30 protein-coding genes and 4 pseudogenes are annotated in these 25485 nt (G+C 70.5%); 12 read left to right on the forward strand and 22 right to left on the reverse strand.

What is annotated here, in order from left to right; all coding sequences use genetic code 11:
- Nucleotides 1-115: 115 nt before the first annotated feature.
- On the reverse strand, nt 116-625 hold the full coding sequence (locus OG799_RS33460) for a hypothetical protein (protein WP_406041005.1): 510 nt from the start codon (nt 623-625) through the stop codon (nt 116-118).
- Complete coding sequence (locus OG799_RS33465) at nt 622-1131, reverse strand: SigE family RNA polymerase sigma factor (RefSeq protein WP_406041007.1); 510 nt, start codon at nt 1129-1131, stop codon at nt 622-624. The genes OG799_RS33460 and OG799_RS33465 overlap by 4 nt, the downstream gene beginning before the upstream one ends.
- A gap of 173 nt (nt 1132-1304) precedes the next feature.
- Here OG799_RS33465 and OG799_RS33470 point away from each other — a divergent pair, with 173 nt between their 5' ends.
- Nucleotides 1305-1769 carry a hypothetical protein gene (locus OG799_RS33470; RefSeq protein ID WP_406041009.1) on the forward strand — a complete coding sequence of 155 codons (465 nt, stop codon included), beginning with the start codon at nt 1305-1307 and terminating at the stop codon, nt 1767-1769.
- A gap of 77 nt (nt 1770-1846) precedes the next feature.
- On the opposite strand, the pseudogene OG799_RS33475 reads toward OG799_RS33470, so the two are convergent.
- Nucleotides 1847-2647, reverse strand: a pseudogene (locus OG799_RS33475) (EamA family transporter); the annotation flags it as partial.
- 63 nt (nt 2648-2710) lie between these two features.
- Between OG799_RS33475 and OG799_RS33480 the strand changes: the two are divergent.
- Nucleotides 2711-3211, forward strand: coding sequence for a MarR family winged helix-turn-helix transcriptional regulator (locus OG799_RS33480; RefSeq protein ID WP_406041011.1), 501 nt, complete (start codon nt 2711-2713; stop codon nt 3209-3211).
- A 99-nt stretch (nt 3212-3310) separates the two neighbouring features.
- Nucleotides 3311-4044, forward strand: a pseudogene (locus OG799_RS33485) (Type 1 glutamine amidotransferase-like domain-containing protein).
- Here the strand turns inward: OG799_RS33485 and OG799_RS33490 are convergent.
- Complete coding sequence (locus OG799_RS33490; RefSeq protein ID WP_406041013.1) at nt 4041-4403, reverse strand: hypothetical protein; 363 nt, start codon at nt 4401-4403, stop codon at nt 4041-4043. The pseudogene OG799_RS33485 and the gene OG799_RS33490 overlap by 4 nt on opposite strands.
- A 164-nt stretch (nt 4404-4567) precedes the next feature.
- On the opposite strand from OG799_RS33490, the gene ychF reads away from it, so the two are divergent.
- The gene (ychF, locus tag OG799_RS33495; protein WP_406041015.1) at nt 4568-5653 is read left to right on the forward strand and encodes a redox-regulated ATPase YchF; all 1086 of its coding nucleotides are present in this window, start codon (nt 4568-4570) and stop codon (nt 5651-5653) included.
- Between the two features lie 735 nt (nt 5654-6388).
- Here the strand turns inward: ychF and OG799_RS33500 are convergent.
- Nucleotides 6389-7552: an epoxide hydrolase family protein gene (locus OG799_RS33500; protein WP_406041017.1), complete on the reverse strand. Its 1164-nt coding sequence runs from the start codon at nt 7550-7552 to the stop codon at nt 6389-6391.
- Nucleotides 7553-7615: 63 nt separating this feature from the next.
- On the opposite strand from OG799_RS33500, the gene OG799_RS33505 reads away from it, so the two are divergent.
- Nucleotides 7616-8602: a helix-turn-helix transcriptional regulator gene (locus tag OG799_RS33505; RefSeq protein ID WP_406041019.1), complete on the forward strand. Its 987-nt coding sequence runs from the start codon at nt 7616-7618 to the stop codon at nt 8600-8602.
- Nucleotides 8603-8801: 199 nt separating this feature from the next.
- On the opposite strand, the gene OG799_RS33510 is transcribed toward OG799_RS33505, so the two are convergent.
- Nucleotides 8802-9230, reverse strand: coding sequence for a hypothetical protein (locus OG799_RS33510; RefSeq protein WP_406041021.1), 429 nt, complete (start codon nt 9228-9230; stop codon nt 8802-8804).
- A gap of 254 nt (nt 9231-9484) precedes the next feature.
- Complete coding sequence (locus tag OG799_RS33515; protein ID WP_406041023.1) at nt 9485-9715, reverse strand: VOC family protein; 231 nt, start codon at nt 9713-9715, stop codon at nt 9485-9487.
- Nucleotides 9716-9826: 111 nt separating this feature from the next.
- Between OG799_RS33515 and tnpC the strand changes: the two genes are divergently transcribed.
- Nucleotides 9827-11230 (forward strand): IS66 family transposase, encoded by a 1404-nt coding sequence (tnpC, locus tag OG799_RS33520; RefSeq protein WP_406037485.1) that lies wholly within the window; start codon nt 9827-9829, stop codon nt 11228-11230.
- Nucleotides 11231-11410: 180 nt separating this feature from the next.
- Here tnpC and OG799_RS33525 read toward each other — a convergent pair whose 3' ends face one another.
- From OG799_RS33525 to OG799_RS33535, 3 genes are all read right to left on the reverse strand, one after another.
- Nucleotides 11411-12385, reverse strand: a complete 975-nt coding sequence (locus tag OG799_RS33525) for an aldo/keto reductase (RefSeq protein ID WP_406041025.1) — start codon at nt 12383-12385, stop codon at nt 11411-11413.
- Nucleotides 12363-12773, reverse strand: coding sequence for a MerR family transcriptional regulator (locus OG799_RS33530; RefSeq protein ID WP_406041027.1), 411 nt, complete (start codon nt 12771-12773; stop codon nt 12363-12365). Before OG799_RS33530 ends, OG799_RS33525 begins: the two co-directional genes overlap by 23 nt.
- Before the next feature lie 263 nt (nt 12774-13036).
- Nucleotides 13037-14095: a DUF5937 family protein gene (locus tag OG799_RS33535; protein ID WP_406041029.1), complete on the reverse strand. Its 1059-nt coding sequence runs from the start codon at nt 14093-14095 to the stop codon at nt 13037-13039.
- 99 nt (nt 14096-14194) lie between these two features.
- On the opposite strand from OG799_RS33535, the gene OG799_RS33540 reads away from it, so the two are divergent.
- Nucleotides 14195-15415, forward strand: a complete 1221-nt coding sequence (locus OG799_RS33540; protein ID WP_406041032.1) for an MFS transporter — start codon at nt 14195-14197, stop codon at nt 15413-15415.
- 25 nt (nt 15416-15440) lie between these two features.
- On the opposite strand, the pseudogene OG799_RS33545 reads toward OG799_RS33540, so the two are convergent.
- The 3 genes and pseudogenes from OG799_RS33545 to OG799_RS33555 form a co-directional block, all read right to left on the reverse strand.
- A pseudogene (locus tag OG799_RS33545) lies at nt 15441-15581 on the reverse strand (VOC family protein); the annotation flags it as partial.
- Between the two features lie 359 nt (nt 15582-15940).
- Complete coding sequence (locus tag OG799_RS33550) at nt 15941-16564, reverse strand: GNAT family N-acetyltransferase (RefSeq protein WP_406041034.1); 624 nt, start codon at nt 16562-16564, stop codon at nt 15941-15943.
- A 118-nt stretch (nt 16565-16682) separates the two neighbouring features.
- Nucleotides 16683-17423: a class I SAM-dependent DNA methyltransferase gene (locus OG799_RS33555; RefSeq protein WP_406041036.1), complete on the reverse strand. Its 741-nt coding sequence runs from the start codon at nt 17421-17423 to the stop codon at nt 16683-16685.
- Nucleotides 17424-17511: 88 nt separating this feature from the next.
- Between OG799_RS33555 and OG799_RS33560 the strand changes: the two genes are divergently transcribed.
- Complete coding sequence (locus tag OG799_RS33560) at nt 17512-18000, forward strand: GNAT family N-acetyltransferase (RefSeq protein WP_406046481.1); 489 nt, start codon at nt 17512-17514, stop codon at nt 17998-18000.
- A gap of 41 nt (nt 18001-18041) precedes the next feature.
- Here OG799_RS33560 and OG799_RS33565 read toward each other — a convergent pair whose 3' ends face one another.
- From OG799_RS33565 to OG799_RS33585, 5 genes are all read right to left on the reverse strand, one after another.
- Nucleotides 18042-18485: a barstar family protein gene (locus tag OG799_RS33565; protein WP_406041038.1), complete on the reverse strand. Its 444-nt coding sequence runs from the start codon at nt 18483-18485 to the stop codon at nt 18042-18044.
- Nucleotides 18486-18983: 498 nt separating this feature from the next.
- Nucleotides 18984-19781, reverse strand: coding sequence for a hypothetical protein (locus tag OG799_RS33570; protein ID WP_406041040.1), 798 nt, complete (start codon nt 19779-19781; stop codon nt 18984-18986).
- A gap of 200 nt (nt 19782-19981) precedes the next feature.
- Nucleotides 19982-20722, reverse strand: coding sequence for a DUF6234 family protein (locus tag OG799_RS33575; RefSeq protein WP_406041042.1), 741 nt, complete (start codon nt 20720-20722; stop codon nt 19982-19984).
- A gap of 30 nt (nt 20723-20752) precedes the next feature.
- Complete coding sequence (locus OG799_RS33580) at nt 20753-20953, reverse strand: hypothetical protein (RefSeq protein WP_406041044.1); 201 nt, start codon at nt 20951-20953, stop codon at nt 20753-20755.
- Nucleotides 20950-21078 (reverse strand): hypothetical protein, encoded by a 129-nt coding sequence (locus OG799_RS33585; RefSeq protein ID WP_406041046.1) that lies wholly within the window; start codon nt 21076-21078, stop codon nt 20950-20952. Before OG799_RS33585 ends, OG799_RS33580 begins: the two co-directional genes overlap by 4 nt.
- A gap of 67 nt (nt 21079-21145) precedes the next feature.
- Between OG799_RS33585 and OG799_RS33590 the strand changes: the two genes are divergently transcribed.
- Nucleotides 21146-21418: a hypothetical protein gene (locus OG799_RS33590; protein ID WP_406041048.1), complete on the forward strand. Its 273-nt coding sequence runs from the start codon at nt 21146-21148 to the stop codon at nt 21416-21418.
- Between the two features lie 32 nt (nt 21419-21450).
- Here the strand turns inward: OG799_RS33590 and OG799_RS33595 are convergent, their stop codons facing one another.
- A complete protein-coding gene (locus OG799_RS33595) occupies nt 21451-22167 on the reverse strand; it encodes a vancomycin high temperature exclusion protein (protein WP_406041050.1) in 717 nt (238 codons plus the stop codon).
- Between the two features lie 105 nt (nt 22168-22272).
- On the opposite strand from OG799_RS33595, the gene OG799_RS33600 reads away from it, so the two are divergent.
- Both OG799_RS33600 and OG799_RS33605 read left to right on the forward strand, forming a co-directional pair.
- On the forward strand, nt 22273-22590 hold the full coding sequence (locus OG799_RS33600) for an ArsR/SmtB family transcription factor (RefSeq protein WP_406041052.1): 318 nt from the start codon (nt 22273-22275) through the stop codon (nt 22588-22590).
- Nucleotides 22590-23078: an SRPBCC domain-containing protein gene (locus OG799_RS33605; RefSeq protein WP_406041054.1), complete on the forward strand. Its 489-nt coding sequence runs from the start codon at nt 22590-22592 to the stop codon at nt 23076-23078. The genes OG799_RS33600 and OG799_RS33605 overlap by 1 nt, the downstream gene beginning before the upstream one ends.
- 36 nt (nt 23079-23114) lie before the next feature.
- Here OG799_RS33605 and OG799_RS33610 read toward each other — a convergent pair.
- The 3 genes and pseudogenes from OG799_RS33610 to OG799_RS33620 all read right to left on the reverse strand — a co-directional run.
- Nucleotides 23115-23423, reverse strand: a pseudogene (locus tag OG799_RS33610) (DUF6928 family protein); the annotation flags it as partial.
- Nucleotides 23424-23520: 97 nt separating this feature from the next.
- A complete protein-coding gene (locus OG799_RS33615; protein ID WP_406046482.1) occupies nt 23521-24246 on the reverse strand; it encodes a class I SAM-dependent methyltransferase in 726 nt (241 codons plus the stop codon).
- 301 nt (nt 24247-24547) lie between these two features.
- The gene (locus OG799_RS33620; protein ID WP_406041056.1) at nt 24548-24856 is read right to left on the reverse strand and encodes a 4a-hydroxytetrahydrobiopterin dehydratase; all 309 of its coding nucleotides are present in this window, start codon (nt 24854-24856) and stop codon (nt 24548-24550) included.
- Between the two features lie 184 nt (nt 24857-25040).
- Between OG799_RS33620 and OG799_RS33625 the strand changes: the two genes are divergently transcribed.
- Entirely contained in the window at nt 25041-25481 is a 441-nt protein-coding gene (locus tag OG799_RS33625; RefSeq protein WP_406041058.1) for a (deoxy)nucleoside triphosphate pyrophosphohydrolase, read from the forward strand.
- Nucleotides 25482-25485: the final 4 nt, after the last annotated feature.

Consider the following 25485-nt stretch of genomic DNA (forward strand, 5'->3'; position numbering starts at 1 on the left):
GTCGCGGCGTTGGCTGGCGGGATTCGGACCTGGCCGTGCGCGGGGTCGTCCCGGGCCCGGCCGTACTCGCGCCGCCGGGTCGCCGGCCCGGTGTGGTCGGGCCGGCGACGCGCGGTCAGCGGGACGACGGGCTGGGCCGCGACGACGGCCAGGCCGCGCTGGGCGACGGCACCGGCCAGGTGCCGACCGGGCTGGGCGAGGCGGCGGGGGGCCGGGGGTTGGCCGGGGTAGGCGACGGTGCTCCCGGCGCTCCCGGTAGGGCGGGGCTGGGGGTGGCCGACGGCCAGGGCAGCCCGGACGTCGACGGGCGGGGGGTCGGGAAGATGCCGGTGGGGCTCGGTGCCGGCAGGCTCGGTGCGAGGGTGCCGGTCGGGCTCGGCGTCGGCGGGCTCGGCGGGACGCTGGGCGCGGCTGGGCGCGGGGTGTCCGAGCCGGTCGCGGCGATCGCCAGCGGGGCGGCGATCAGCACGGCCGCGAACGTCCCCACCGCGCCCAGCGCCACGGTCGTGCGTCGGCGGTTCCTGGCCCGGCGTTCCGCCGGGATCAACTGGTCCTGCACTGTCGGTGCCTCCTCGGCCAGGTCGGAGAGGGTGGTGCGGATGAGGTCCTCGAACGGCGTGGTCACGGCCGTACCTCCAGGAGTTCGACGTCCGGCAGGAGCTCGCGCAGCCGGGCGACCGCCCGGTGGGTACGACTGCGTACCGTCCCGATCGAGCAGCCGAGCTGTTCGGCCACCTGGGTCTCGGTGAGGTCCTCGTAGTAGCGCAGGATCAGCACCGTGCGCTGTGCGGGCGGCAACCGGCGCAGGGCGGCGCGCATCGCCAGCCGTACGTCGGTGTTCCCGCTCAGGTCCGCCTGGACGGCCTCGTCGGCGCCGGTGAGCGCCGTCTCCCGGCGTCGCCGCAGCCGCCGCCACCAGCTCACCTGCTCCCGGTACATGACCGCGCGCAGGTAACCCTCCGGATCGGCGTGCCGCAGCGTCCGCCACTTCGGGATGGTCCTGGCCAGCGCCGACTGGACCAGATCCTCGGCGGCGTGCCGGTCCCCGGTGAGCAGGTACGCGACCCGCATCAGCGCAGGGGTACGGCTCGCCACGAACTCGGCCAGCCGGGCCCGTTCGTCCTCGTCCACCCACCCTCCCCGTTCTCACTGTCACAGCTACAGACGCCCCAGCTCAGGCCAGCTATCCCTGATGTGGCAACGATTTCCGGGCCGAAAGTGTCGGTAGTGGCCGGTACCGTCCCGCCACCAACTCAAGAAAAGGTGCGGGGGATGGCGAGCGTGGCCGGGCGAGGTGCCTGCTGATGCGGTCCGGACGGGTCCGGCTGGACCGCGCGGTGGTGCAGGGCTTCTACGACCGGATGCGGGTGGTGGCGCCGGCAGCCTACGGCGCGATCGAGCGGGACCGGGCCGACGACCCGGGGCGGGCCTTTCCGGAGACCGCCTGCGGCCGGCTCGCCGGTTCGTTGGACGCGGCCGGGCTGCGCGCGTTGGGCATGTGGGCGCACCACTGGCTCGTCCGCTGCTACGACGACGACACCCGGGTGGGCCTGCGGCTGGTGCGGGAGATCGCGGGCCGGGCGGGGCTGGGCTGGACCGTCGACGAGGTGCGTTGGATGCTCGACGAGTCGTACGCGGCCGGCCCGGCTGCCGCGCACCGGTTCGTCCTGCCGCGTGCGGCGGCGGCGCAGCTGTCGTCCGGCGCGCTGCCCGAGGGGATCGACCATGACGGCCGGAACTCCGACTGGCGTCGCCTGCTCGCCGGCTGACCGGGGAGTTGGCCGACCACCATCGCGGTGACCGCCACGGCGAAGCCGGCGAGCTGGACCGGGCCGAGCGCCTGGTCGAGCACGAGCCAGCCGAGCGCGGCGGCGGTCAGCGGGCTGAGCGCGCCCAGCACCGACACCCGGGTCACCGGCAGCAGGGCGACGCCCCGGAACCAGAGCGCGTACGCCCCGGCGGTGCCGACCAGCCCGAGCCAGGCGTACCCGAGCAGGGCGGCCCGGTCCGGTGCGGCGGGCGCGCCCTCGACGACGGCGGCCAGCGGCACGATCATCAGGCCACCCGCGACGAGCTGCCAGCTCGTCGCGGCGAGGGTGCCGGTCCCGGCGGGCCGTCCCCAGCGCCGGGTGAGCACCAGCCCGGCGGCCATGGCGGCGGTGCCGGCGAGGCCGGCCGCGACGCCCAGCGGGTCCAGCGCGGCCCCCGGTCGCAGCACCACCAGGGTCACGCCGAGCGGCGCGGCCAGCGCGGCGAGCAGCGCCGGCCGGCCGGGCCGGGTGCCGAGGGCGACCACGCCGAGCGCGGCGACCAGCAGCGGTTGGGCCGCGCCGAGCACGGCGGCGGTCCCGCCGGGCAGCCGGTACGCGGCGAGGAAGAGCAGCGGGAAGAAGGCGCCGATGTTGAGCGCGCCGAGCAGGGCCGAGCGCCACCACCAGACGCCGTGCGGTCGGCGGCGGGTGAGCGCGAGCAGCAGCAGCCCGGCCGGCAGCGCCCGGAGCGCACCGGACCAGAGCGGCCGGTCGGCGGGGAGCAGTTCGGTGGTGACCAAATAGGTGGTGCCCCAGGCCGTCGGGGCGGTGGCGGTCAGCGCGACGTCGGTCCAGCGTCGGTTCATGGATTCCGTCCTTACCTTGTCGCTAAGCATCTTAGAGCTAAGCTAATTACCGGCGAGTGAAAGGGGAAGTGCGAGGTGCGGCACAATCCCGGCATGGCAGCAGCGGACGAGGTCGACGTGATCGTCGAGCAGTGGCGCCGGGAACGGGCCGGGATGCGGCTCGAGCCGATGGCCGTCTTCGGCCGGATCTACCGGCTGGCCCGGCTGGTCGGCGACCGCCAGGAGAAGGTGTACGCCGGCTGGGGCATCAGCCGCGGCGAGTTCGACGTGCTCGCCGCGCTGCGCCGCTCCGGCGAGCCGTACACGCTCGCGCCGACGGCGCTCGCCGCCGGGCTGATGCTCACCTCCGGCGGGATGACCGGCCGGCTGGACCGGTTGGAGCGGGCCGGCCTGGTCCGGCGTACGCCCGACCCGGCGGACCGGCGCGGGCTGCGGGTCACCCTCACCGACGACGGCCGGCGGGTGGTCGAGGAGTCGGCCGAGGCCGGGCTGGCCGTGCAGCGGCGGATCCTCGACGCGCTGCCGCCCGAGGACCAGGCGCGCCTGGCCGACCTGCTGCGTACGCTGCTCGCCGCCGCCGAGGCGGAGGCCTGAGCGGCCCGGCCGACGCCGAGCGCGGGGCCGGGCTGCGCGGGCCGGCCCGCGTACCGGAGGATGATCGGGACCACCAGCCACCCCACCGGGAGGACGACCGTGCCCGCCAGCGAACCGACCATCGTCGCCACCAGCATGGGCTTCTCCAGCCGGCGGCGTGGCCCGTACGACGCGCAGCCCGGCCCGGTCTTCGACCTGATGGCCGAGCTGGCGCAGGCCGGTGACTCGCCTCGGATCTGCTATCTCAACCAGGCCGTCGGTGACCAGCCGACCTCGTTCACCGTCTTCTACGGAGCGTTCGCCGGGACCCGGTTCCGCCCCTCCCACCTGGCCCTCTTCCCGATGCCCACCGTCGAGGACGTGCGGGCCCACCTGCTCGCCCAGGACCTCATCTGGGTGGGCGGCGGCAGCGTGGCCAACCTGTGCGCGGTGTGGCGGGTGCACGGCCTCGACGAGATCCTGCACGAGTGCTGGCAGGCCGGCGTCGTGCTGGGCGGGGTCTCCGCCGGGTCGATCTGCTGGCACCTGGGCGGCGCCACCGACAGCTTCGGCCCGACCTTGCGCGGCTTCCCGACGGGCTGGGCTGGCTGCCGTACGGCAACGGGGTGCACTACGACGGCGAGGACCAGCGCCGGCCGCTGATGCACAAGCTGGTCGGCGACGGCACGCTGCCGGTGAGCCACTGCACCGACGACGGGGTGGGGCTGGTCTACCGGGGCACCCGGCTGGTCGAGGCGGTCGCCGACCGCGAGGGCGTGGCGGCGTACGAGGTGAGCCGGGCCGAGGACGGCAGCGTCCGGGAGACCCGCATCGAGCCCCGGCTGCTCGACTAGACCCGGTCCTCGAAGGCCGCGCAGACGGTCGCCCGCACCTGCGGGCCCTCGATTGCTTGGAGCAACTCCCGGGCCAACGCGACCTGGTGGTCCTCGTCCACCGTCCGGTCCGTCGGGGTCAACTCGACCCGCCACCGGAAGTGGAGGTAGTCGTCCTCGTCGGTCGCGGCCAGCCGCGGGTCGGCCCCCTCGTTGGGGTTGATCTCCAGCAGGTTGCCCCGGACGTCCACCGAGTCACGCCGGTAGGGGACCGCGTCGGGCAGCCGGGTGCGGATCCGGTCCAGCAGCTCCGCCGCCTCCAGCGGGCCGTCCACCATGATCAGGAACTGCAACCGGTTGAATTCGGTCACCTGATCCATAACGCCTCCCCGCGGGCGTACGGCATCGAAGAGGGTGGCAACGCCACGCCACGCACCGGTGACCGTCGTTGACAGCGGGTGGCGGGCCGGGGACCGGCGGTCGGCACGCCGCTCCGGACGCCGGCCGGAAGGGCCAGGCCGGGGGCCGCGTAGACTGGCCGCCCGTGAGCCTCACCATCGGGATCGTCGGCCTGCCCAACGTCGGCAAGAGCACCCTGTTCAACGCGTTGACCAAGAACGACGTGCTCGCGGCGAACTACCCGTTCGCCACCATCGAGCCGAACGTCGGCGTGGTCGGGCTGCCCGACGAGCGGCTGGGCGAGCTCGCGGAGATCTTCGCCTCGCAGAAGGTGCTGCCGGCGCCGGTGTCGTTCGTCGACATCGCCGGCCTCGTCCGGGGTGCCTCGAAGGGGCAGGGCCGGGGCAACGCGTTCCTGGCGAACATCCGCGACGCCTCGGCGATCTGCCAGGTGGTGCGCGCCTTCTCCGACCCGAACGTGGTGCACGTCGACGGCAAGGTCTCGCCGGCCGACGACATCGAGACGATCAACACCGAGCTGATCCTGGCCGACCTCCAGACCCTGGAGAAGGCGTTGCCGCGGCTGGAGAAGGAGGCCAAGCTCCGCAAGGACCGGGCCGCCGCGGTCGAGGCCGCGAAGAAGGCCGTCGAGGTCCTCGACGGCGGCACCACCCTGTACGCCGGCGCGGCCGCCGCGAAGATCGAGCTGGAGCACCTGCGTGAGCTGCACCTGCTCACCACCAAGCCGTTCCTCTACGTCTTCAACGTGGACGAGGCCGAGCTGGGCAACGCCGAGTTCCTCGACGAGCTGCGGGCGCTCGTCGCCCCGGCCGAGGCGGTCTTCATGGACGCCAAGATCGAGTCCGAGCTGGTGGACCTGCCCGAGGAGGAGGCCCGCGAGCTGCTGGAGTCGATCGGCCAGCACGAGCCCGGCCTCAACCAGCTCGTCCGGGTCGGCTTCCGTACGCTCGGGCTCCAGACGTACCTCACGGCGGGGCCCAAGGAGGCGCGGGCCTGGACCGTCGCGGTCGGCGCGACCGCGCCGGAGGCCGCGGGGGTCATCCACTCCGACTTCCAGCGCGGCTTCATCAAGGCCGAGGTGGTCTCCTACCACGACCTGGTCGCGGCCGGATCGATGGCGGCGGCGAAGGCCGCCGGCAAGGTCCGGATCGAGGGCAAGGAGTACGTCATGCAGGACGGCGACGTGGTGGAGTTCCGCTTCAACGTCTGAATCCCGCCCGTTCCCGCAGGTCACGCCGTTGTGCGGTCGCTCTGGGGCACATCGGGGGGCACAACCCGACGCCTCGTCGACGGCGCGGCGGGTGCGTTCCTCGCACGCCAGAGGTATGCGAGCAGGCTCACCACGCGATCGTCTCAGCCAGCATCAATCTCTGCTACTGCCGCCAAGCCGCTGTCTGCTGCGGCTACTTTGCGTGCCTCCGGTCGGACTCGCGCCGTACAGCTTCGGTCAGGTTCCGCCAGGCGCCGGCCGAAGTCTTCATCATCCGGTCGACCATCGACCGGGCGGATGCTTCGTCCGGGAAGTCGTGCGAGACCTCCTGGCCTCCGTCACCACCGAGGCGGCCACGGACCCGCCACAGCCGGCCGTCGGAGACCAGCCAGATGTCCCGCCGTGCCATGCGACCCCATGCCCCGGTCCAGTAGCGACCACGTACCTCCACCCAAAGCACCTTAGTCGAACACACGTTCGATCCGGTGGGCTGCCGGCGCCTCGGGCTCCACTTGATGCGTGACGGTTCCCGCACGATCGGCTGCCGCTGTTACACAGACACTCAGCCGGGCGGACTCGACGGTCCGTCAGGGGCGCGCGGTCAGCGGCAGATCCGTGCGCCGCGCGCACCGCGACAGGGTCGCACATTTCGTCGGTGTGCGGCGACAGGTGTGGACGATGCGTCAGCGGTAGCTGACTACCCGCCCGGCGGTGCCGGGCGGGTAGTTCGGCTGGTCAGCGTAGGGCGTGGAAGAACGTTCGTACATCGTTGACGTACAGGTCTGGGGCTTCGAGGGCGGCGAAGTGGCCGCCGCGGTCGAACTCGCTCCAGTGCATGATGTTGTGTCCGTGTTCGGCGTATCGGCGGATCGCCATGTCTTCGGCGAAGACGGCGACGCCGGTGGGGACGGTGACCGGCTCCTGGTGCCAGCTACCGCTGTGCATGTTCTCGTAGTAGAGCTGGGCGGAGGAGGCGGTCGTTCCGGTCAGCCAGTAGAGCATGACGTTGGTGAGCAGCCGGTTTCGGTCCACAGCGGTGTCCGGCAGCGCCTCGGCGGGGTGGGTCCACTCCTTGAACTTTTCGACGATCCAGGCGAGCTGGGCGATTGGGGAGTCGGCGTGGCCGTAGGCGACGGTCTGTGGTCGGGTGGCGGAGATCTGGAAGTAGGCGTTGCCGTCGGTCATGAAGGCTTTGATCCTGGCCAGCCGTGCCTTCTCGGCGTCGGTGAAGGTAGCCAGCTCCTCGTCGCTCACGTCGCCGAACGGGATGAAGCCTGCACTGGCCGCGTTGACGTGCACGCCGACGACGCGATCGGGGTCGATGCGACCCAGCTGCGGGGTGACGAACGAGCCCCAGTCGCCGCCCTGGGCGCCGTAGCGCTGGTACCCGAGCCGGCGCATCAACTCCGCCCATGCCTTGGCGATCCGGTCGGTGGTCCAGCCGGTTTCCTGTGTCGGGCCGGAGAAGCCGTAACCGGGCATGGCGGGGATGACGAGGTGGAATGCGTCGGCAGGGTCTCCGCCGTGCGAGCGGGGGTCCGTGAGCGGGCCGATGACGTCGAGGAACTCGGCGACCGAACCGAGACCGCCGTGTGTGATGACCAGCGGCAGCGCGTCCGGCTCCGGCGAGCGCACGTGCAGGAAGTGGATGTTGGCTCCGTCGATCGTGGTGACGTACTGCGGGTGCTCGTTGAGTGCCGCCTCGTGCTTACGCCAGTCGTAGGAGGTGCGCCAGTACTCGGCCAACTCCCTGAGGTAGTCCACCGGCACGCCCCTACTCCAGCCCACACCGGGCAGCTGGCTCGGCCAGCGGGTGGCAGCCAGCCGGGACCGCAGGTCATCGAGGTCGGCCTGCGGCACGTCGATGCGGAAGGGGCGAATCTGCAGTTCGTCGGTCATGGGAGATACCCTCGCAGCAATTGCGGAAGACAAGCTTCCGCAATACCTGGCAAGGTGCGGAGAATGTTGGAAACGTCGGCGCGGCTGCTGCGCCTGCTGTCGCTGTTGCAGACCCGCCCGGACTGGACCGGCCAGACGCTCGCCGAGCGACTCGAGGTCAGCGCGCGCACCATCCGCAGCGACGTGGAGAAGCTGCGCAGCCTCGGCTATCCCGTGCACGCGACACCCGGCGTCGCCGGCGGCTACCGGCTGGGCGCGGGTACCGCCCTTCCCCCGCTCCTGCTCGACGACGAGGAGGCGGTGGCGGTCGCGGTCGGATTGCGCACCGCCGCCGGCGGCACCGTGACCGGCATCGAGGAGACCTCGCTGCGCGCCCTCGCCAAGCTGGAGCAGGTACTGCCCACCCGCCTGCGCGGCCGGGTGAACGCGCTGCACGCCCACACGATCACCACGTCTCAGGGTGGGCCGACCGTCGACGCCGCCGTGCTCACCACCATCGCCGCCGCAGCCCGCGACCGGCAGCGACTGCGCTTCGACTACCGCACCCACGACGGCTCGGCCAGCATCCGCACGGTGGAGCCGCACCGCCTGGTGCACACCGGACGCCGCTGGTACCTACTGGCCTGGGACACGGACCGGCAGGACTGGCGCACCTTCCGGGTCGACCGGATTACGCCGCGCACCCCGACCGGACCACGCTTCACCGCCCGGCAACCGCCCGGCGGCGACACCGCCGCATACGTCGCACGGAGTCTGGACACCGCGCTCTTCCGACACCGGGCGCGCGTGACCGTGCACGCCCCCGCCCAGACGATCAGCCAACGGGTGCCGCCGGCCGTGCTCGTCGAAGCGCTCGACGACCGAACATGCGTCGTGCACGCCGGCGCCGACACCCCCCACCAGCTGGCACTGCACCTGCTGATGCTCGACGCCGACTTCGAAGTGGACGAGCCACCCGAGCTGATCGAGATGCTGTGCCTGCTCGCCGGCCGGCTCACCACCGCGGTGAACAACACCCAACGATCGAGCCATCCGAGAACGCCGCGATGACACACCGCTCTCCACCGACTTCAACAACGTCGTCGAACGGGGCCGGGTCCAACACCACCCATCAGCGGACTGCCGATCGTTAATAGCCAGTCCGAGCTTCGACCGCGCCTGGTACCTTGCCGCCGCAACCCAGAGCTGCCTATCGCGAGTATCACGCCGTCGGAACCATCCTCAACTCAAGCATGACGGCGACTTGCGGCTACAGGCGCTCGATCCGCAGCACCCTGTCCGACCCGTCAGTTGGCCATCTGCCGTTGGCGGCGTTACTGGCTCGCAGGCGCCCGACGCCCGTAGTGGTGCGCTGGTGTAGCAGCGGGTCGGCCGTCACGACGAAGTCGATCACTTCCCAGAACCCGCTGAGTTTCGGGTGGGCTAGAGCCTCGGTTCGAGTGAGCTTGTGACCGCAGAGAGCGCCATCTGGCGCCACCGCTGCAGCGTCTACCGCGGTGGCCCCAGGCAGATCGCTGCCGGCGCCTGGGCCGAAGCGGCAGCCGAAGGTGAGGTGGTCGGCGTAGTCGGTGTCCTGACCCCACGTACCGAATACCACGTCGATCCAGCTTTCGGCTACGCCGGCGTGGTTGTAACACGCGGCGAAGAACACCGCGTACGGGAGGCCGTCACGAGTCACTATGCACCAGGTGCGGCGGGCTGGGTTGCCCGCAGCACTCACAGGTCTTCTCGGCGCCGCCACGGTACGACTCATCGGTCTCCAGCACGGCAAGATCTTCCCAGCCGCGGCGCCTGCAACACCATGATCAGCTGACCGTTTGAGCATCCTCAATTCGGCATGTGCGTATGCCGGCCGAGTCGGCACTTCGTGACGCCGCGTAGCGCGCGGATCGCGGCAGATCCGGATGCCGGAATGCGGCACTGATCATGGCCTCAAGCGACGCAGAACTCGTTGCGCTCGGGGTCCTGCCAGACGACGTGCCCGAGGACGTCGCCGTACCACTCCTCGCGGACCACCGTCGCGCCGGCGGCAATTAGCTCGGGCACTTTCTGCCGGATCAGTCGGGCGCGCTCGGCCATGTCCCAGGGGCCTGGACCGGCCATCCGGATATCAATATGCATCCGGTTCTTGACAGACTTGCCCTCGGCGACAAGTGGCAACAATTCGGATATTCTTGACGGCGATGCTATGGGCAAGCACGACGAAGTAAGGTGACTGGATAGGTCGTCAGGCGGTTGTGGTGTCTGTTGTGGAGGCTGGTAGCTTGGCGGGTTGTGCCTGCCGAGTCGTTGCCGTCGTATGACGAGCTGGTTGCGCACGTCGTGGAGTTGACCGCCCGGTTGGAGCAGGCTCTCGCGCGGGTTGCGGATCTGGAAGCCCGGTTGAAGTTGTCGTCGTCGAACTCGTCGAAGCCTCCCTCGTCGGACGGGTTGGCCAAGCCGGCGCCGAAGTCGTTGCGCGGGCGGTCGGGTCGGGGTCCGGGACGGCCGAAGGGTCAGGACGGTGTCACCTTGGAACGGGTGACGGACCCGGACGTGGTGCTCCGGCACCGGCCCGCGGTTTGCGCCGGGTGCGGGAAGAGCCTGGCGGCGGCTACCGAGATCGAGGTGACCCGGCGGCAGGTGATCGACCTTCCGGAGCCGAAGCCTCAGGTGACCGAGCATCAGCTGATCACTTTGGCCTGTGCGTGTGGGCATCACACCACCGCGCCCGCGCCGCCAGAGGCGTCCGCGCCGGTCGTGTACGGGCCGCGTCTGGCCGGGATCGGCGTCTACCTGCTGCACGGGCAGTTCCTGTCGGTGTCACGCACGGCGGCGGCGATCAAGGACCTGTTCGGGGTGCCGGTCGCGGCGGGCACCGTGGCCGGCTGGGTGAAACGCACCGCCCTGGGCATCATCGACCGCGTGCTGCCGGTGATCGCCGGACGCGTCGCCGCCGCACCGGTAGCCCATTTCGACGAGACCGGGATGCGCACCGCAGGCCGTCTCGCGTGGCTGCACTCCGCCTCCACACCCACCGACGTGCTCCTCGCCGTGCACCCGAAACGCGGCACCATCGCGATGGACGAGATCGGGATCCTCCCGCGGTTCCGCGGGGTCGCGGTGCATGACGCGTGGGCGCCGTACGACACCTACACCGACGCGGTCCACGCGCTGTGCAACGCCCACGCGCTCCGCGAGTTGATCTATGTCACCGACACCGCCACCGGCCTGGTCGCCGACCTCGCCGGCCAGGCCATCAGCGCCCTGCGGCAGCTGAACCAGCTCGTCGGCACCGCGCACACCGCCGACGCCACACCTGATCAGGCCGACCTCGCCTACCACCTGCACCTGTTGCGCAGCGCGGTCGTGCTCGGCGCCCAAGCCACCGCCGAACGCGCGAGCAAGCTCGAACGCAAGCATCACGCCCTGTTCGTCCGGCTGCGTGACCGCCGCGACGACTACCTGCGCTTCGTCACCAACCCCGCCGTCCCGTTCGACAACAACCCGGCCGAGCGGACCATCCGCATGCCGAAACTGAGGATCAAAGTCTCCGGCAGCATGCGCACCCTCACGGGAGCCGAACACTTCGCTGCGATCCGCAGCTACACAGCCACCGCCACCCGAAACGGCCTCGGCATGCTCGACGCCCTCATCACCGCCGCCGCCGGCAACCCCTGGATCCCCACCACCGCCTGACCACCGGCTCCAACGCGCCTCGATTCAGGGACCTATCCAGTTACGAAGTAAGAACCGGCACCGGGGCCGCGGCGAGCGCGACCAGTGCGGCACTGATCGCTACGCGCCGACGCTGGTGGCATGCTCATCGACCAGACGCACACCGATGATCTGCTGTCCTACATTGAGTCCTGCCACTTGTCACTTGCCGACCCAGCGCGCGGCGGCAGCCGCGAGTCGCTCGCCTTGAACAGCGCTCGCCGGTATGAGATCGGCAATTTGTTGGAGTTGCCCGGTCGTTAGCGAGACGGTGGTGGCAGCGTTGTCTTCCAGGTGGCGGACCTTGGTCGTGCCTGGGATCGGGATGGTGCCCTGTGCGAGCAGCCAGGCCAGTGCGAGTTGCGCCGGTGTCACGCCTATCTCGCTGGCGAGGGCGCGTAAACGGTCGACAAGGGCCAGGTTGGCGGCCCGGTTGGCCCCTGCGAATCGGGGGTTGCCACTGCGCAGGTCGTCGTCACTGAACGCGGTGTCGGTAGTGATTTGCCCGGTGAGCAGGGCCCGACTGATGGGCGAGTAGGCGACGAGTGCGATGCCGAGTTCGCGGCAGGTCGGCAGTATCTCGGCTTCGACCTCGCGGCTGAGCAGCGAGTACTCGGTCTGCAGCGCGGCCAGCGGATGGACGGCATGAGCTTGCCGCAGAGTCTGGGCGTTCACTTCAGACAGTCCCAGGTGGCGGACTTTACCCGCGGCCACCAGTTCGGCCATCGCGCCCATCGTGTCCGCGATGGGGACATCGGGGTTGCGCCGGTGCAGGTAGAACAGGTCGATGTAATCAACGCGGAGGCGTTGTAGGGATTCGTCGCATGACTTCCTCGCCCAGTCTGGTGAGGAGTCCACGCGCATCGGGCCGTTGTCGCGCCGGATCCCAAACTTGGTGCACAGGAAGACCCGGTCGCGTCGGTCGTGGATGGCCTTGCCGAGGAGCTGTTCATTGTGCCCATCGCCGTAGGAGGCAGAGGTGTCGATGAGGTCGATACCGAGGTCGAGGGCTCGGTGAAGGACGCTTATGGATTGCGCCTCCTCTGGACGTGGTCCGTAGAGTGCGCTCATTCCCATGCAGCCCAGGCCGATGGCCGAGACTGCGGGGCCGGATTCACCCAGCCTGGCTTTGCGCATTGTCATCCTCCAGAAAGCTGCGATAACGGTCAATCTTGCGGTCGATGACGACGAGATCCCGCTGGAGAGCGGCGATGCGGTCCAGCGTGCGCTGACGGTGTGACTCGAGCAGGGCCAGCCGGTCGGGCCGGGTGGCCGGGCCCCCATGGATCAGAGCGACATAGTCGTGCATCTCGGTGAGCGGCATACCGGTCGCACGCATCTTGATCAGGAGTTCCAGCCGGTCGAGGTCGAGCGCGCGGTATCGGCGCTGCCCGGCGGCATCGCGCGGGATCGTCTCGAGGAGCCCGATGCGCTCATACCAGCGCAGCGTGTCGGGGGACAGGCCAACCATGTCAGATACCTGCCCGATGGTCGGCTGATCGATCATGGATGCGTCGATCTCCATGGCGGTAAGCATGCCCCCTGGAGCTGACTCCAGGGCAAATACAGATATGTCGATCAGCTCGCGGCAGCATGGGATCTATCGATTGAGTTGCGGTACGAGCAGCGTGAATGATGCGTCACGCCACTAGCGAGCGAATGCCAAACCGGTTCTTGGTTCGCCAGGCTTCCCCTCGGGGGACAAATAGCAAGAATCGGGCATCTTGGTCGTTGTTATACGGGCAGAATTGACGAACCAAGAACCGATCCGGAACCTCAGCCGAGGGGCTAACGCAGGATCGCCTCGACGAAGTCTGCGCCGAGACGGGCGCAGGCCATGAGGTCGAGTTGGTAGAGCACATATCGCCCGCGTCGGCTGACTGTCACCAAACCGGCCTGTTTGAGCACCGCCAGGTGCCGGGAGACCTCGGGCGCGGTCAGCTGCCATGCGTCGGCGAGCTCGCCGGTGGTGTGCGATCCGCGGGCGATGGTGCGGGCGAGCCTGCGCCGCACTGGGTGTGCGAGGGCGTCGATGCGCCGCTGCACGACGTGCAGCGAGATCGGGTGTGGCAGGCCGGGTTCGGCGACCGGGTATTGAATCACGGGCCGCCAGCCCGGGGCGTGCACCACCAGCAGGTGGGGGTGTCCGAAGGCAGTGGGAATGAAGGTGACGCCGCTGCCGTGCGCGGTGGTCGCGTTGTCCTGCAGTTTGTCGACCACGATCCGGTTGTCCTGCAGCGAGACCGACGGTGACACGGCGGTGAGCATGGCCGAAAGACCGTGGTGCGCCAGCAGATCCGCTTTGTGCCGGGAGTCCGCGACGAGCTGGTTCTGCACTCGTGCCCATGATTCGGCGAAGAACGCCTGTTCGCAGTCTTCGAGCAGGCGCCGTACCCAGGTCCGCACACGTGGTGGGTCGGCCAGCAGCCGCTCGGCGAACTCGGCCTGCCGAGGGCCGCGGGCCAACGCCAGCTCAAGCGCCTTCTCGCGCGAGAAGCGGCGGTACAGCGGCGTCGAGCCGCAACTGGTGGTTATCAACGCTGAGAACACATACGTCTCGTCGTCGAGCCGATCGACCTCGTCCAACTCCTCCGCCAGCGTGGCCTGCGGCCGACTGGGCACGAAGAAGTCGGCACGTGAGGACCGCCAGAGGAAGTCGGCCTCGATCATGCGCTCAGTGAGTTCCGGTTTGAGTGAGACGGAGGCGGCCGCGATCCAGCCGTGCAGTGCCGGGTGATGGCCAGGCTCGGACAGCGCATGCAGCATCGAGGTCAGCTCGGCCAGCGGCGAGGGCGCGAACAGGAACCGCTCCTGCGCCACGCTGGTGATGTCGATCGAGATGGCCACGCTCCCAATAGTGCCCGCCACCCGGCCCGACCGCCCGCGGGTTGACGATCCCCGTCAACCCACGAGCGTCCCAGCCTACGTGCGGGGAGATTCGACGGCGTGCGCAGATACGTGGCCGCCCTGGTGGTCGATTCGGTGGGCGGCGGGATGCTGCGGCCATTCCTGGTGCTCTATGCCGTGACCGTGCTCGGGTTGGGGGTGGGCGAGGCGGGCCTCGCGCTGTCGACCGGCTTGCTGATAGGACTTGCCGCGCTCCCACTCGTGGGACGGTGGATCGACCGCGGGGCGCGGTCGGCAGCGGTCGCGACGACGCTGTTCGCCCGCTTCGCCGGGGTAGCTGTACTGCTTGCAGGCCACGGATCGGTCGCCTTCGCTACCGCGTCGGTCCTATTGGGGGTCGGCGGTCAGTCCTTCCCCGCAGCGCACGCGGCGGTGGTGGCAGCGCTCAGACAGGGACGCGAACGCGATGCCGCGCTCGCGACAACGCGATCGGTGCGCAACGCCGGGCTCGGCGCGGGCGCGCTGCTTGCGATGATCGCCGTGGCCGGCGGCGGGAACGTCCTGAACGGCCTCATGGCCATCACCGCCCTGGCATTCCTTGTCGCAGGCGGGCTCGCGCTATCGACAAGAGTGACCGCCGTGGAGCCAAAGCGCGACCATGGCCTCGGCACGCCGCCCAGCATGGCCGTACTGCTCGTGGCCAACCTCCCCTTCGCCATGTGCTTCAGCGTGCTCGAGGTAGTGTTGCCGGCGTTGCTCGTGACCCGGATGCAAGCAAGCGCTGTCTGGTCGGCGGCTCTGTTCGTGGCCAACACGGTGCTAGTGATCTTGTTTCAGGTACCCGTCGTTAAGTGGTTGTCAAAATGGGCCCGCGGCCCGGTCTTCGCCGCTTCAGGGGTCGTGCTTGGACTGTCCTATCTGGGCTTCTGGGTGGGCGAAGCGATGGGGGCGGCGGCCATCGCCGTGGTCGGCGTCGTCTATACGCTGGGCGAAATCCTTTACACCGGAAGCGGAACCGCCCTCGTGATCGCGGCCACGCCACCGGCGCAACTAGGTCGCGCCTTGGTGCGCTTCCAGCTTTCCACCGGACTTGGTATGGCATGCGCCCCGGCCGCGCTCATGGGGCTGCTCGAGGCTGACCCGGCCGTGCTGTGGGGATGCCTCACAGTAGCAACTCTTGCGGCGGCTCTTGCCGTTAGCTGGAGGCCCGTCGTTCGACCGTGCCGACATCGGTGCGACAAGCATGTGAGAGGGGGGCCCAGCCGTCCCAAGCTGATCGACCAGCGTCGAGCTGCGGAACTGAACCAGAGAGACGGGTGAAATCGGTTCTTGGTTCACCGCGTTTCCCCTCGGGCACCTTCAGGAAACCAATGGCTGGGCCCCGGCCATCAGGGTCGACGATGGACGCGTTGTCGGGCTCGTCGAAACCGGATTCCTTCACATAGCCGAGGGCCAGCGCCCAGAAAGCAGCGATCCGCTGGGGATCATCTGCATCGCACCCCGAGGTCCAAAAGGTCGCCGCGGCACCAACGTACGGGAGCTACGACACCCTGTCATCGGCAGAAGCGGATCGGCCAGCCCTCTCCGCCCGCCCCGCGTTCAACGGGTAGCCAACCAGCCAGGGCATCGTGTCACGCATCAAGTGGAGCTACGACGTAACGCATCAGTGGAGTACGGCATCGACTGCCGGCGATGTCCGGCTCCACTGATGCGTTACGGATGGCGTTCAGCTGATCCGTTACGCATCCGGGCGATGCTGTCGACAGGTGTCGAGCATCGCTCCCGCTGGTGGGCCGATCGCGGCTCTCCGTTTCGGCTTCAACGTCTGAAAGCCGCGCGCTGCGACTAGAAGTCGATCCGCATCACGACGCGCCGCCGGGTGGGCTTGCTGACCTCGGTGAACCCGGCGTCGGCGAAGATGCTGCGGCTGCCGACGTAGAGCTCGCCCCAGGTGATCGTCTTCCCGGGCACCGTGATCATCGGGTATCCCTCGACGGCTCGGGCGCCGCGCTTCCGCGCGAAGTCGACGGCCGCGGCGGCGAGCGCGCCGCTCACGCCGCGTCGCCGGAAGCCCACGCGGGTGACGAAGCAGGTCACGGCCCAGACGCTGTCGTCGGCCGGGTCCTCGTCGCGGCCGGCCCACACGACGCGGCTGCCCAGCAGGTGCACGTAGACGGAGCGCGGCTGGACGGCGCACCAGCCGGCGGGCTCGCCGTCGAGGTAGGCGACCAGGCCGCTCGTCGTACGAGCCTGTGGCTGGCCGCACCGGGTCTCCGCACGCTGCCGCCGGGTGCGTTCCTCGACCGACTGCGACCGCCACTCCCCGGGGGTGGACTGGAACCACTGGCACTGGCACTCCGCCGCGTTGCCGCGCGTGCCGAAGACGGTCTGCAGGTCCTCCCAGCTCGCCTTGTTGGCGGGCATGACGGAGATCGCGGCATCCCTGGTCTGCCCTGTCGTGTCCGCCATCGGCGCCGCACCGTCCCTCCGGATTCGGCCGAGCCCCCGCGCCCGGGCCACGACGAAGAGGTTGCCCACCCGGTGGGCGGACGTCAACACAGGGCCGCCACGGGTCCCGACGGGTCGGTCACTCGGCGGGCTTTTCCCAGACCGAGACGTGCTGGCGGCTCTCGCTGGTGAACGGCCCCCTGGTCCATCCGTCCCAGTGGTGGAGCAGGCGCAGCCCGGCGAGCTGCGCCATCAGGTCGAGTTCCGCCGGCCAGACGTACCGGAAGGGAATCGAGCGGTGTTCCGCGCGGCCGTCGACGACCCGCACGTAGTTGGAGCTCGTGGCCTGGGTGGCCACGTCGTAGATGTCGTACGCCCACCCCGTCGGGCCGACGCGGAAGGGCACGACGTTCTGGCCGGGTGGGAGCCGGCGCAGCTCCGGAACCAGGACCTCGATGACGAAGCGACCGCCGGGTGCCAGGTGGGCGGCGACGTTGCGGAAGCAGGCCACCTGGGCCTCCTGGGTGGTCAGGTTCATGATGGTGTTGAAGACCAGGTACGCCAGCGAGAACGTCCCGTCCACCTTCGTGGTGGCGAAGTCGCCGATCGTCACGCCGATCGCGTCGCCACCGGGTTTGGCCCGCAGTCGGTCCACCATCGCCCGGGACAGGTCGATGCCGTGTACCGGCACGCCGCGGCCGGCCAGCGGCAGCGCGACGCGTCCCGTCCCGATGCCCAGTTCGAGCGCACGGCCCGCGCCGGCAAGGTCCGCCAGCACGTCGACCGTCGCCGCGACCACGTCGGGATCGAACATCTCCGACGTCGGGTCGTCGTAGCTCGCCGCCACCTCTCGGCCGAAATATCCATCCGCGTCAGGCACGGCCGGACCGTATCGCGCACCTGCGCGCCGACGCATCCGGATTCCTTCCGGTACGTCCGCCGCGGCGGGCCGGCGGTCGCGGCGTGCAATACCGTACCGACATGGTGACGCTGAGACTCGAACCGATGACCAACGAGCAGTACCTGCGGTATCGCGAGCGCGCCGAGGGGGAGTACGCGCAGAACGTCGCAGGTTCGGGCGCGCTGCCGCTGCCGGAGGCTCGGGAGAAGGCGCGGGAGGACTACGAGCGACTCCTGCCGGACGGGCCGGCGACGAGGGCCATCGGCTGTGGACGGTCTACGACGGCGATGACGAGGTCCGCATGCTCTGGCTGCACCTGGAGCAGAAGTCGGACGGCCCGCACGCCTTCGGCTACGACTTCGAGGTGCGGGAGGAGTTGCGCCGGAAGGGATACGGCCGGGCGATCATGCAGACCGCCGAGCAGGTGTGCCGGGAACTCGGCGTGGTCTCGGTCGGGCTGAGCGTCTTCGGGTTCAACCTCGGCGCCCGAGCGTTGTACGAGCAGATGGGGTACGAGGTCGCCGCGATCAAGATGCGCAAACGCCTGCAACCCTGAGGCCGCCTACTGGCCGAACGTGTACCGCAGGTTCGCGTTGATCAGTTGGTTGAGACGCTTGCGCAGGTGACCGAGCAGGGGGTTCTCGCGGACCGCGCCTGATCGGCGAAGATGTCGAGGACGGCCCAAGCGGTCTGGGGGCTGCGTGCCGCAAACCTGTACCCGGTGAGCACCAGAACCAAGCCGGTGGCCTCACGGGAGACTGCGTTATCGTACGACGCGAGGTCGCCCACGTAGTCGTTGAGCGCGTCGAGGCTTCGTCCGTTGTAGGCCGGGAAGCCGAGAGCCGTACCCAACTCCCGGGTGTCCTCGTTGCTGGTCCACCCCGATGCGTCTACCCGAACGACCTGGTAGCCGCGACGGAGCAGCCAGCCTACGGTCTGCTCCAGGACGGCTGGCCGCCAGAACAGCGTCACGAAGCTGTTCATCGCCAGACGGAAGTCGAGTTCACGCCAACGGCTGTCGTCGGCGTCGAAAGCAGCCACGATCGCAACCTAACGTCCCTTGCCTGCACCTGAAACGGCGTTCCTGCCCCGGCAGTGACCCGTGAGCGGTATGCGCAGAACTGCCGCCGGTCCAATCAGCGCGGCCAGGACCCGCGCGGTGCAGGGGAGCGCACGCCGGCCGCGTCGGAGCTGGCGGCGGTCGCGGGGGGCACTCCGGCTCCAGCATGGCCGGGGCTCCGCCGGCGGGTCACGGTCCGTGGGTGGTTGCGCTAGGCCATCCCGCCTGCCTTCGACCCGGGGCGGGCCGAGCAGACCACCTCCGCTGGGGCACTCTGGAGGCACAAGACACCGTGAAACGTCGTCAACCAGTGCCGAACCATGGCGGCCCGAGACGCCGCATGAGCAGGCGTCGAGCACCGTTTCCATTGGTCGTGGGATAGCGGCTCTTGGTTCCGCTTCAACGTCTGAATCCGGCCCGTTTCCGCACGTCGGGATCGGGGATCTGGGGGCGCCTGGATCCGGCCAAGTGGCGTGCCGTCACCTGGTGACGAGCTTGCGGAGCGCGGCGAGCACCGCCTGGTTGCTGACCTCGGCGTAGATCTTCTTGTCCGGGCCGGCCAGCACCACGTACGGGCATTTCTGGTCGTCCCCGGTCATGGCCTTGTCTAGCAGCTTCCGGCCGGTCGCCACCTCGTACACCCGAAGCCGCCAACCGGCCCGCAGCAGCGTCAACGTCAACGGCTTCGGCTCGTCGAACCGGCAGCGGCGGATGGTCGCGCCGGTGCTGACCCGGTCGAGGCAGGCGACCATCTGCACCTTGCTGGCGTCCTCGGCCGCCCAGGTCTGCTCCGCCCGCTTCGACAGGCCCTCGTCGTAGTAGTAGGTGCCGTTCTGAAAGCGGATGCCCGAGCCGCCCTCCATGAGCAGCACTACCGGGTGCGGGGCTTTGCCGGCCCGCTTCGGCGACTGCGGGTAGTAGACGTTGTCGTCACACACCCGGTCCAGATCGGAGCTCTTGCTCGCCGGGTACTCGCTGGCGTACGGCCCCTGCTGCACGGGTTCCGCGCTCTCGGTGGGCGTGGCACCGGCGGAGGGGAGGCGGTCGTCCGCGCGCGACAGCGGAGCCTCGGACGCCCGGCCGGACGGCAGGTTCTCCGCGGAACGCAGCAGGAACGCTCCGCCGGCCAGGCCGGCGCAGGCCACCAGCAGGAGCACGCTCAGCGTCACGACGGCGATGACCAGGCCACGGTTGTGGGGGGCGGGTGGCGGCGGCGCCCAGCCCATCGGCGGTTGCGGTCCGACCGGCGGCACCGTCGCGGGCGGCTGCTCTCCCACGGGCGGCGCGTACGGCAGCGGCGGCTCGTAGGCTGGTGTCGATGCCCCATCCGGATCCGGTACGCCGTCCGGCGTTGATGCTGCCTCGGACCCGGCCCCCGTGCTGGACATGCGGCATTCCTCTTTCGATCAAGGCGAAGCGGGAATGTACCAGGACTCCGGCCCTGCGTGGGGGCGGTGCGGCCAGCCCGTCCGCGTCACTATCCGCCCGGGCAGCGGGTGTCGCCGCCGCTCAGTTCCACGCAGTGGCCGGGTGGCCCGGCCGGCGCAGGGGCCGGGGTGAGGTCCCGGTAGGCGTGCGCGGCGACCAGCAGGCCGGGGATCGCGAGCGCGACGGCCAGCACCAGGAAGACGATCGCGGTGCGGACCAGCCGCAGCCGGTACGCCACGAGCGCGATCACGGCAGGCCCGCCCGCCGCCACCAGCGCCGCGATCAGCAGGGCGAGGTTCGCCTGTCGCTGGAGTCCGTCGAGGTCGGCGGGCCGGTCCGAGTAGTTGGCGGCCCACTGCCGCATGCCGACGCTGAACACCCACCAGGCCAGCGCTAGCAGGGCGCAGACCCAGAGCAGGACCAGGAACCCGACCACCGGGCCGCCCCGGCGTCCGGTCGCGGTCGTCGTCGGAGACGTCATGCGGCCCAGCCTGGTCGAACCGGGACGGCTCCGCATGAGCCGGCGTACTCCGCCCACGGTGGACGCGACCAGCAGCTGCAGGGCGTCTGCGCCCTCGACCAGGTTGACGTACTCCGCGCGGCACGCCGTCGGCATGCGCCGGGCTGCCTCGCGGGCGGCATCGAGCGGGGCGCCCGCGCGGCCGAAGAGCGCGTCCGCCTCCGCGTCGGCACCGCTCGCACCGATCCCGGCCAGCACGTGCTCCAGTTCGGTCGCCGCGACGGTCATCCGGCCGATCGCCGCCAGTGTCTCCTCGCCCAGCTTCGCCACGCTCCGACCATATCGGCCGGAGCCGACGGGTCAGGGGCGTGCCGCCCGGTCCAGCAGGGCCAGGTCGTCGCCCCAGGCGTCCAGCACGTCGCCGTGGCCGCGTTCGCGGGCCGGCCGCGCCACGTCGGTGAAGAGCCCGACTCGGCTCTTCACCGCCCGGTACGCCAGCCTGAGGTAGCCGTCGTCCAGGTCGCTCGTCTCGGCGAATCGGCCGCCCTCGTGCGGGTTCACGCGGGGCGGGTCAGCTCGACCTCGTCGCCCGGCAGGACCTCGACATTGCCCTTCGGGTCGCGGATCTCCAGGACCGGCACGCCCTCGTCGAGCTGCATCGACCGGCGTTCCTTTCCGCTGGGCATCCGAGCCACCACCGTTGCGCCCGGCGGGACTTCGAGCTTTCTGCGTTGCGGCGTCTCGCGCACTCGCGTGCCCAAGGGCCGGCTTGCCGAGCGGGAGCGCTTCGTCATCCACCTGCCGGTGGCCGCCGGTGACCTGGTCGGCGCGGTGCGACTGGCCCGGGTGGTGGCCCGTTGGGCGAGCCTGCTGTCCTCGGCCGATCCGGGGGAGACCACCGTCTCCGCCGAGGACGACCAGGGCATACGCCAACGGGTCTTCTGCGACCTGCGGCTGCCGGGCGGCCGGCGCTGCCTCCTCCGGGCCGACCACGACGGACCGTGCGCCAGCCGGCTGACCCGCTGAGAGCCTTCCACGCGGGCCCGGATGTGGGGTCGTCAGTCGTCGCGGAGGGCGTCGTCGACGCCGGTCTCGCGGCGGCCGAGGTGGACGGGGTCGCGCCCGGAGAGGACGTCGGTCGCCGCCTTCACACAGGCGCCGTACTCCCGGGTGGAGCTGGCCCGCCACCGCTGGGCGTACCGTCGCGCGGTGTCGTCGCCGACCCCGTTGGCCTCGATGCCGAGGTGCCGGCACAATGCGACCGCGCGGGGCAGGTGGAAGGACTGGGTCACCACCGTCGCGCGGTCCACCCCGAAGATCCGCTTGGCCCGCGCGCACGAGTCGTACGTGTCGAAGCCGGCGTAGTCCATCACGACCTTCTCCGCCGGCAGGCCGTGGTCGAGCAGCCAGCGCCGCATCGCCTCCGGCTCGTTGTAGCCGGCGTGCATGTTGTCGCCGGACACCAGGATCGCGCGGACCTTGCCGGCGGTGAACAGGCGCTGCGCGATCTCCAGCCGGGCGGTGAGAAACGGCGACGGCGTGCCGTCCGCCTCCACCTTCGTGCCCAGGACCCGGGCGACCGGTTCGTCCGGCACGTCGGCCTCGGTGAAGATGTGGCCCTCGGCGCCGCCGCGGATCCAGGCCACGCTCGCGACGGTGCCGCCGCCCAGGAGGACCGCCGCGACGATGACCACGAGGAACGCGCGGCGTAACCGGCGTACGGCGCGGTGGTGAGTGGCGCGCCACCGGTTGATGATCGCGAATCGCCCCCGCATTCGGACGATTATCCCCGTCCTGGTCGCGCAACCCGGGCCGGCCCGGCATGCCGTGGCGCGGCTACGACGTTGACATGTGACCAGACGGTCACCTATGTTGAGATCGTGCCCGATGACGACCTGGTGTTCAGGGCGCTCGCCGACCCGACCCGGCGCTTCCTGCTCGACCTGCTCTTCGCCCGCGACGGGCGGACCCTGACCGAGCTGGAGTCCGAGCTGGAGATGACCCGGTTCGGCGTCATGAAGCACCTGCGGGTGCTCGAGGAGGCGGGACTCGTCGTGACCCGCCGATCGGGTCGGGAGAAGTTGCACTTCCTCAACCCCGTGCCGATCCGCCAGATCCACGACCGGTGGATCGACAAATACACCGCGCATCACGCGTCGGCACTCGTCGACCTGAAGACCGAGTTGGAGGACCGGTGATGACCAGCACCACGCGCACCGTCCAGGTGCACCGGATCTACATCCAGGCCACGCCGGAGGCGGTCTGGACGGCGATCACGAATCCCGAGTGGAGCGAGCGGTACGGCTACCGTTCGCCCGCCCACTACGAGCTGCGCCCCGGCGGCCGCTACCAGGGCCTGGCCAGCGCCGAGATGAAGGCGACCGGCGTGCCGGAGGTGGCCGTCGAGGGCGAGGTCGTCGAGGTCGACCCGCCGCGCCGCCTGGTGCAGACGTGGCACCCCGTGTGGGGTGCGGAGGCCGCCGCCGAACCGGCCACCCGCCTGACGTACGAGCTCGACGAGACCGCACCCGGCGTCACCCGGCTGACCGTGGTCCACGACGTCACCGAGGCGCCGAGCGTGGCGGCGCTGGTCGCCGGGGAGGTGCCCAACGCCGGCGGTGGCTGGAGCGAGGTGCTCAGCGACCTCAAGACGCTGCTGGAGACCGGCAAACCGCTGGCCTGCTGACCGCCGAGGCGGTGCCGGACGGCGTACGCCGCCGGATCAGCGGCCGTCCACCTCGACCAGGCTGCCGTCCGGGGCGTACCGGAACCTGCCTGGCGGCTTCACGGCCCGGAGCGCGGCCCGCATGGCCGCCTCCCGGGCCGCCGCCTCCGCGCCCGTCGGATCGGTGACGTGGAATCCGTGCAGGTGAACGTCGAACGGCTCGATGTCGTCCGGCGCCGGCCGGCCCTCCAGGACGAAGCCGCACAGGTTGCGCAGCGCTTCCGCACCCAGCTCCAGCGGGTGGAAGTCGAGCGGGTAGGCCCGGCCGCCGTCCCATCCCGGAATCGGTGTCACGGGGTGGTCGCCGGCCCAAGGTGGCGAGCGTACCGACGGGGTGCGACGCCGCCCGTGGCGCCGACCCCTTCACGGCTGCGGACGGCCCTGGCGATCACCGCGGGACGGGTCAGGTGCCGGCGCGGGCGACGACGACCAGTTCCCCGTCCGAGCTCTCGCCCACCGGCTCGCCGGCCCAGCCGCCGTGGATCCGTTCGACCGTGAAGCCGGCGCCGGCCAGGGCAGCCCGCAGCTCCGCCTCGGTCCGGAACCGCAACGTCCCCTGGCCGCGCAGCTCGTCGCCGTCCGGCAGGACGTAGTGGTGGACGAAGCTGACCAGGCCGTCGCGTACCTCGGTCAGCTCGGTCCAGGCCGCCACCACGGTGCCGTCCGGCAGCGCGAGCCGGCGCCGGGAGTCCGTGGGGTTCCAGCGTTCCCAGCGGCGGGCCGCCGGGTCGCGGGAGTCGAAGACCAGCCGGCCGCCGGGCACCAGCGCCCGGCGCAGGTCGGCCAGGGTCCGCGTCCAGTCGTCCTCCGCCTGGATCTCCTGCGCCACGTGGCTGACCAGCACCGCGACGTCGTACGCCGCGTCCGGCAGGACCCGGGAGGTGCCCTCGATCCAGGCGATCCGGTCGGCGCCCGGCTTGGCCCGCGCGGCATCGAGGGCGGCCCGGTGCGGGTCGACGCCGGTGACGGTGTGGCCGACGGCGGCCAGCGCGAGGGTGAGACGGCCGGTGCCGCAACCGAGGTCGAGCACCCGCGCCGCCGGGGTCTCGCCAACCGCCGCGAGGAAGTAGTCGTCGTCGCGGCCCCACCGGTTCTCCGCGTCGTAGATGGCCGCGAGGCGCCGGTCGATGTCAGGCCGCCTCGTTAGGGCGGATGATCTCCCGGACCACCCGTTCCAGCTCGGCGCGCTTGGCCTCGACGTCAGCCAGGTCGGTGAAGTGCGCGTGGAGATCCGCCATGACTGATCAGGATAGGGGTCAGGAGATGTGGTGGGGGTCCGTCCCGGCGTAGCTCGGGATCACCAGTCGCGGCCTCGACGACCACGTGCCCGGTGAGCGGTATACCTGGCAGTCATGAATATGCCTGCCAGGTATATCGCTCATGGCAGGAAGGGCCTCGGGTGCGGGCCCGTCGGCCGGGGCCGGGCCCGGTCAGGAGTCGGTGACCGCGCGGAAGGCGTCCTCGATGCGGGCGGCCAGCAGGACCTCGCCCTCGGTCAGCGGCTCGCCGTCGCCGTGCCCGACCCGGATGTGGGTCTGGTCGGCCCGGCGGCTGATCTCGGGGCGCAGGCGCAGCGCGTCCGCCACCACCTTGACCCTTTCGGTCAGGGCCGCGTGCTGGGTGTCGTCGAGGACCATGGTGCGGCGGATCTGCTCGCCCTCCCGGGTCCACCCGGACAGCAGGGTGAGCGCGTCGCTGAGGTAGTCGTGCTTTGCCCGGCCGCTGAACAGCACACGCATCACCGCACCTCCCAGGCGTCGTTGCCGGCTTGTGGCCAAATCGTCGCCGTCCCGTGTCCTCGTAGACGACCTCTAGTCTGTCGTCGCACAGAGGGTGTGTCCACGCCCACAGTTCCGTGTTCTATTGGCCTGACGGTCGGCTGCGCTACCCAAACCGCCGATTGATCTGGCACGCTGGACGCCCGTGCGGACCGAATGGGTTAGCGGAAACGGACAGGCCGACCGGCGCGAGCCGAAGGTGGTCGTCGGAGCGGCGATCATCGCCGACGGGCGGGTCCTGGCCTGCGCGCGCTCCGCGCCGCCCGAGGTCGCCGGCCGGTGGGAGTTCCCTGGCGGCAAGGTCGAGCCGGGCGAGAGCGAGACCGCCGCGCTGATCCGGGAGTGCGCCGAGGAACTCGCCGTACGAGTGGAGATCGGCGACCGGGTCGGCCGCGACGTCCGGATGGCGCACGGCCGCTCGGTGCTCAAGGTGTTCGCGGCCCGCCTGCTGCACGGCGACCAGCCGACGTTGCTGGAGCACTCGGAGCTGCGCTGGCTCACCGCCGCCGAACTGGACTCCGTCACCTGGCTCCCCGCCGACGCCCCCATCGTCGCCGCCCTCCGCCCACTGCTCGCCACCGGATGACCGG

Source organism: Micromonospora sp. NBC_00898, from assembly GCF_045207895.1.
Classification (GTDB): Bacteria; Actinomycetota; Actinomycetes; order Mycobacteriales; family Micromonosporaceae; genus Micromonospora.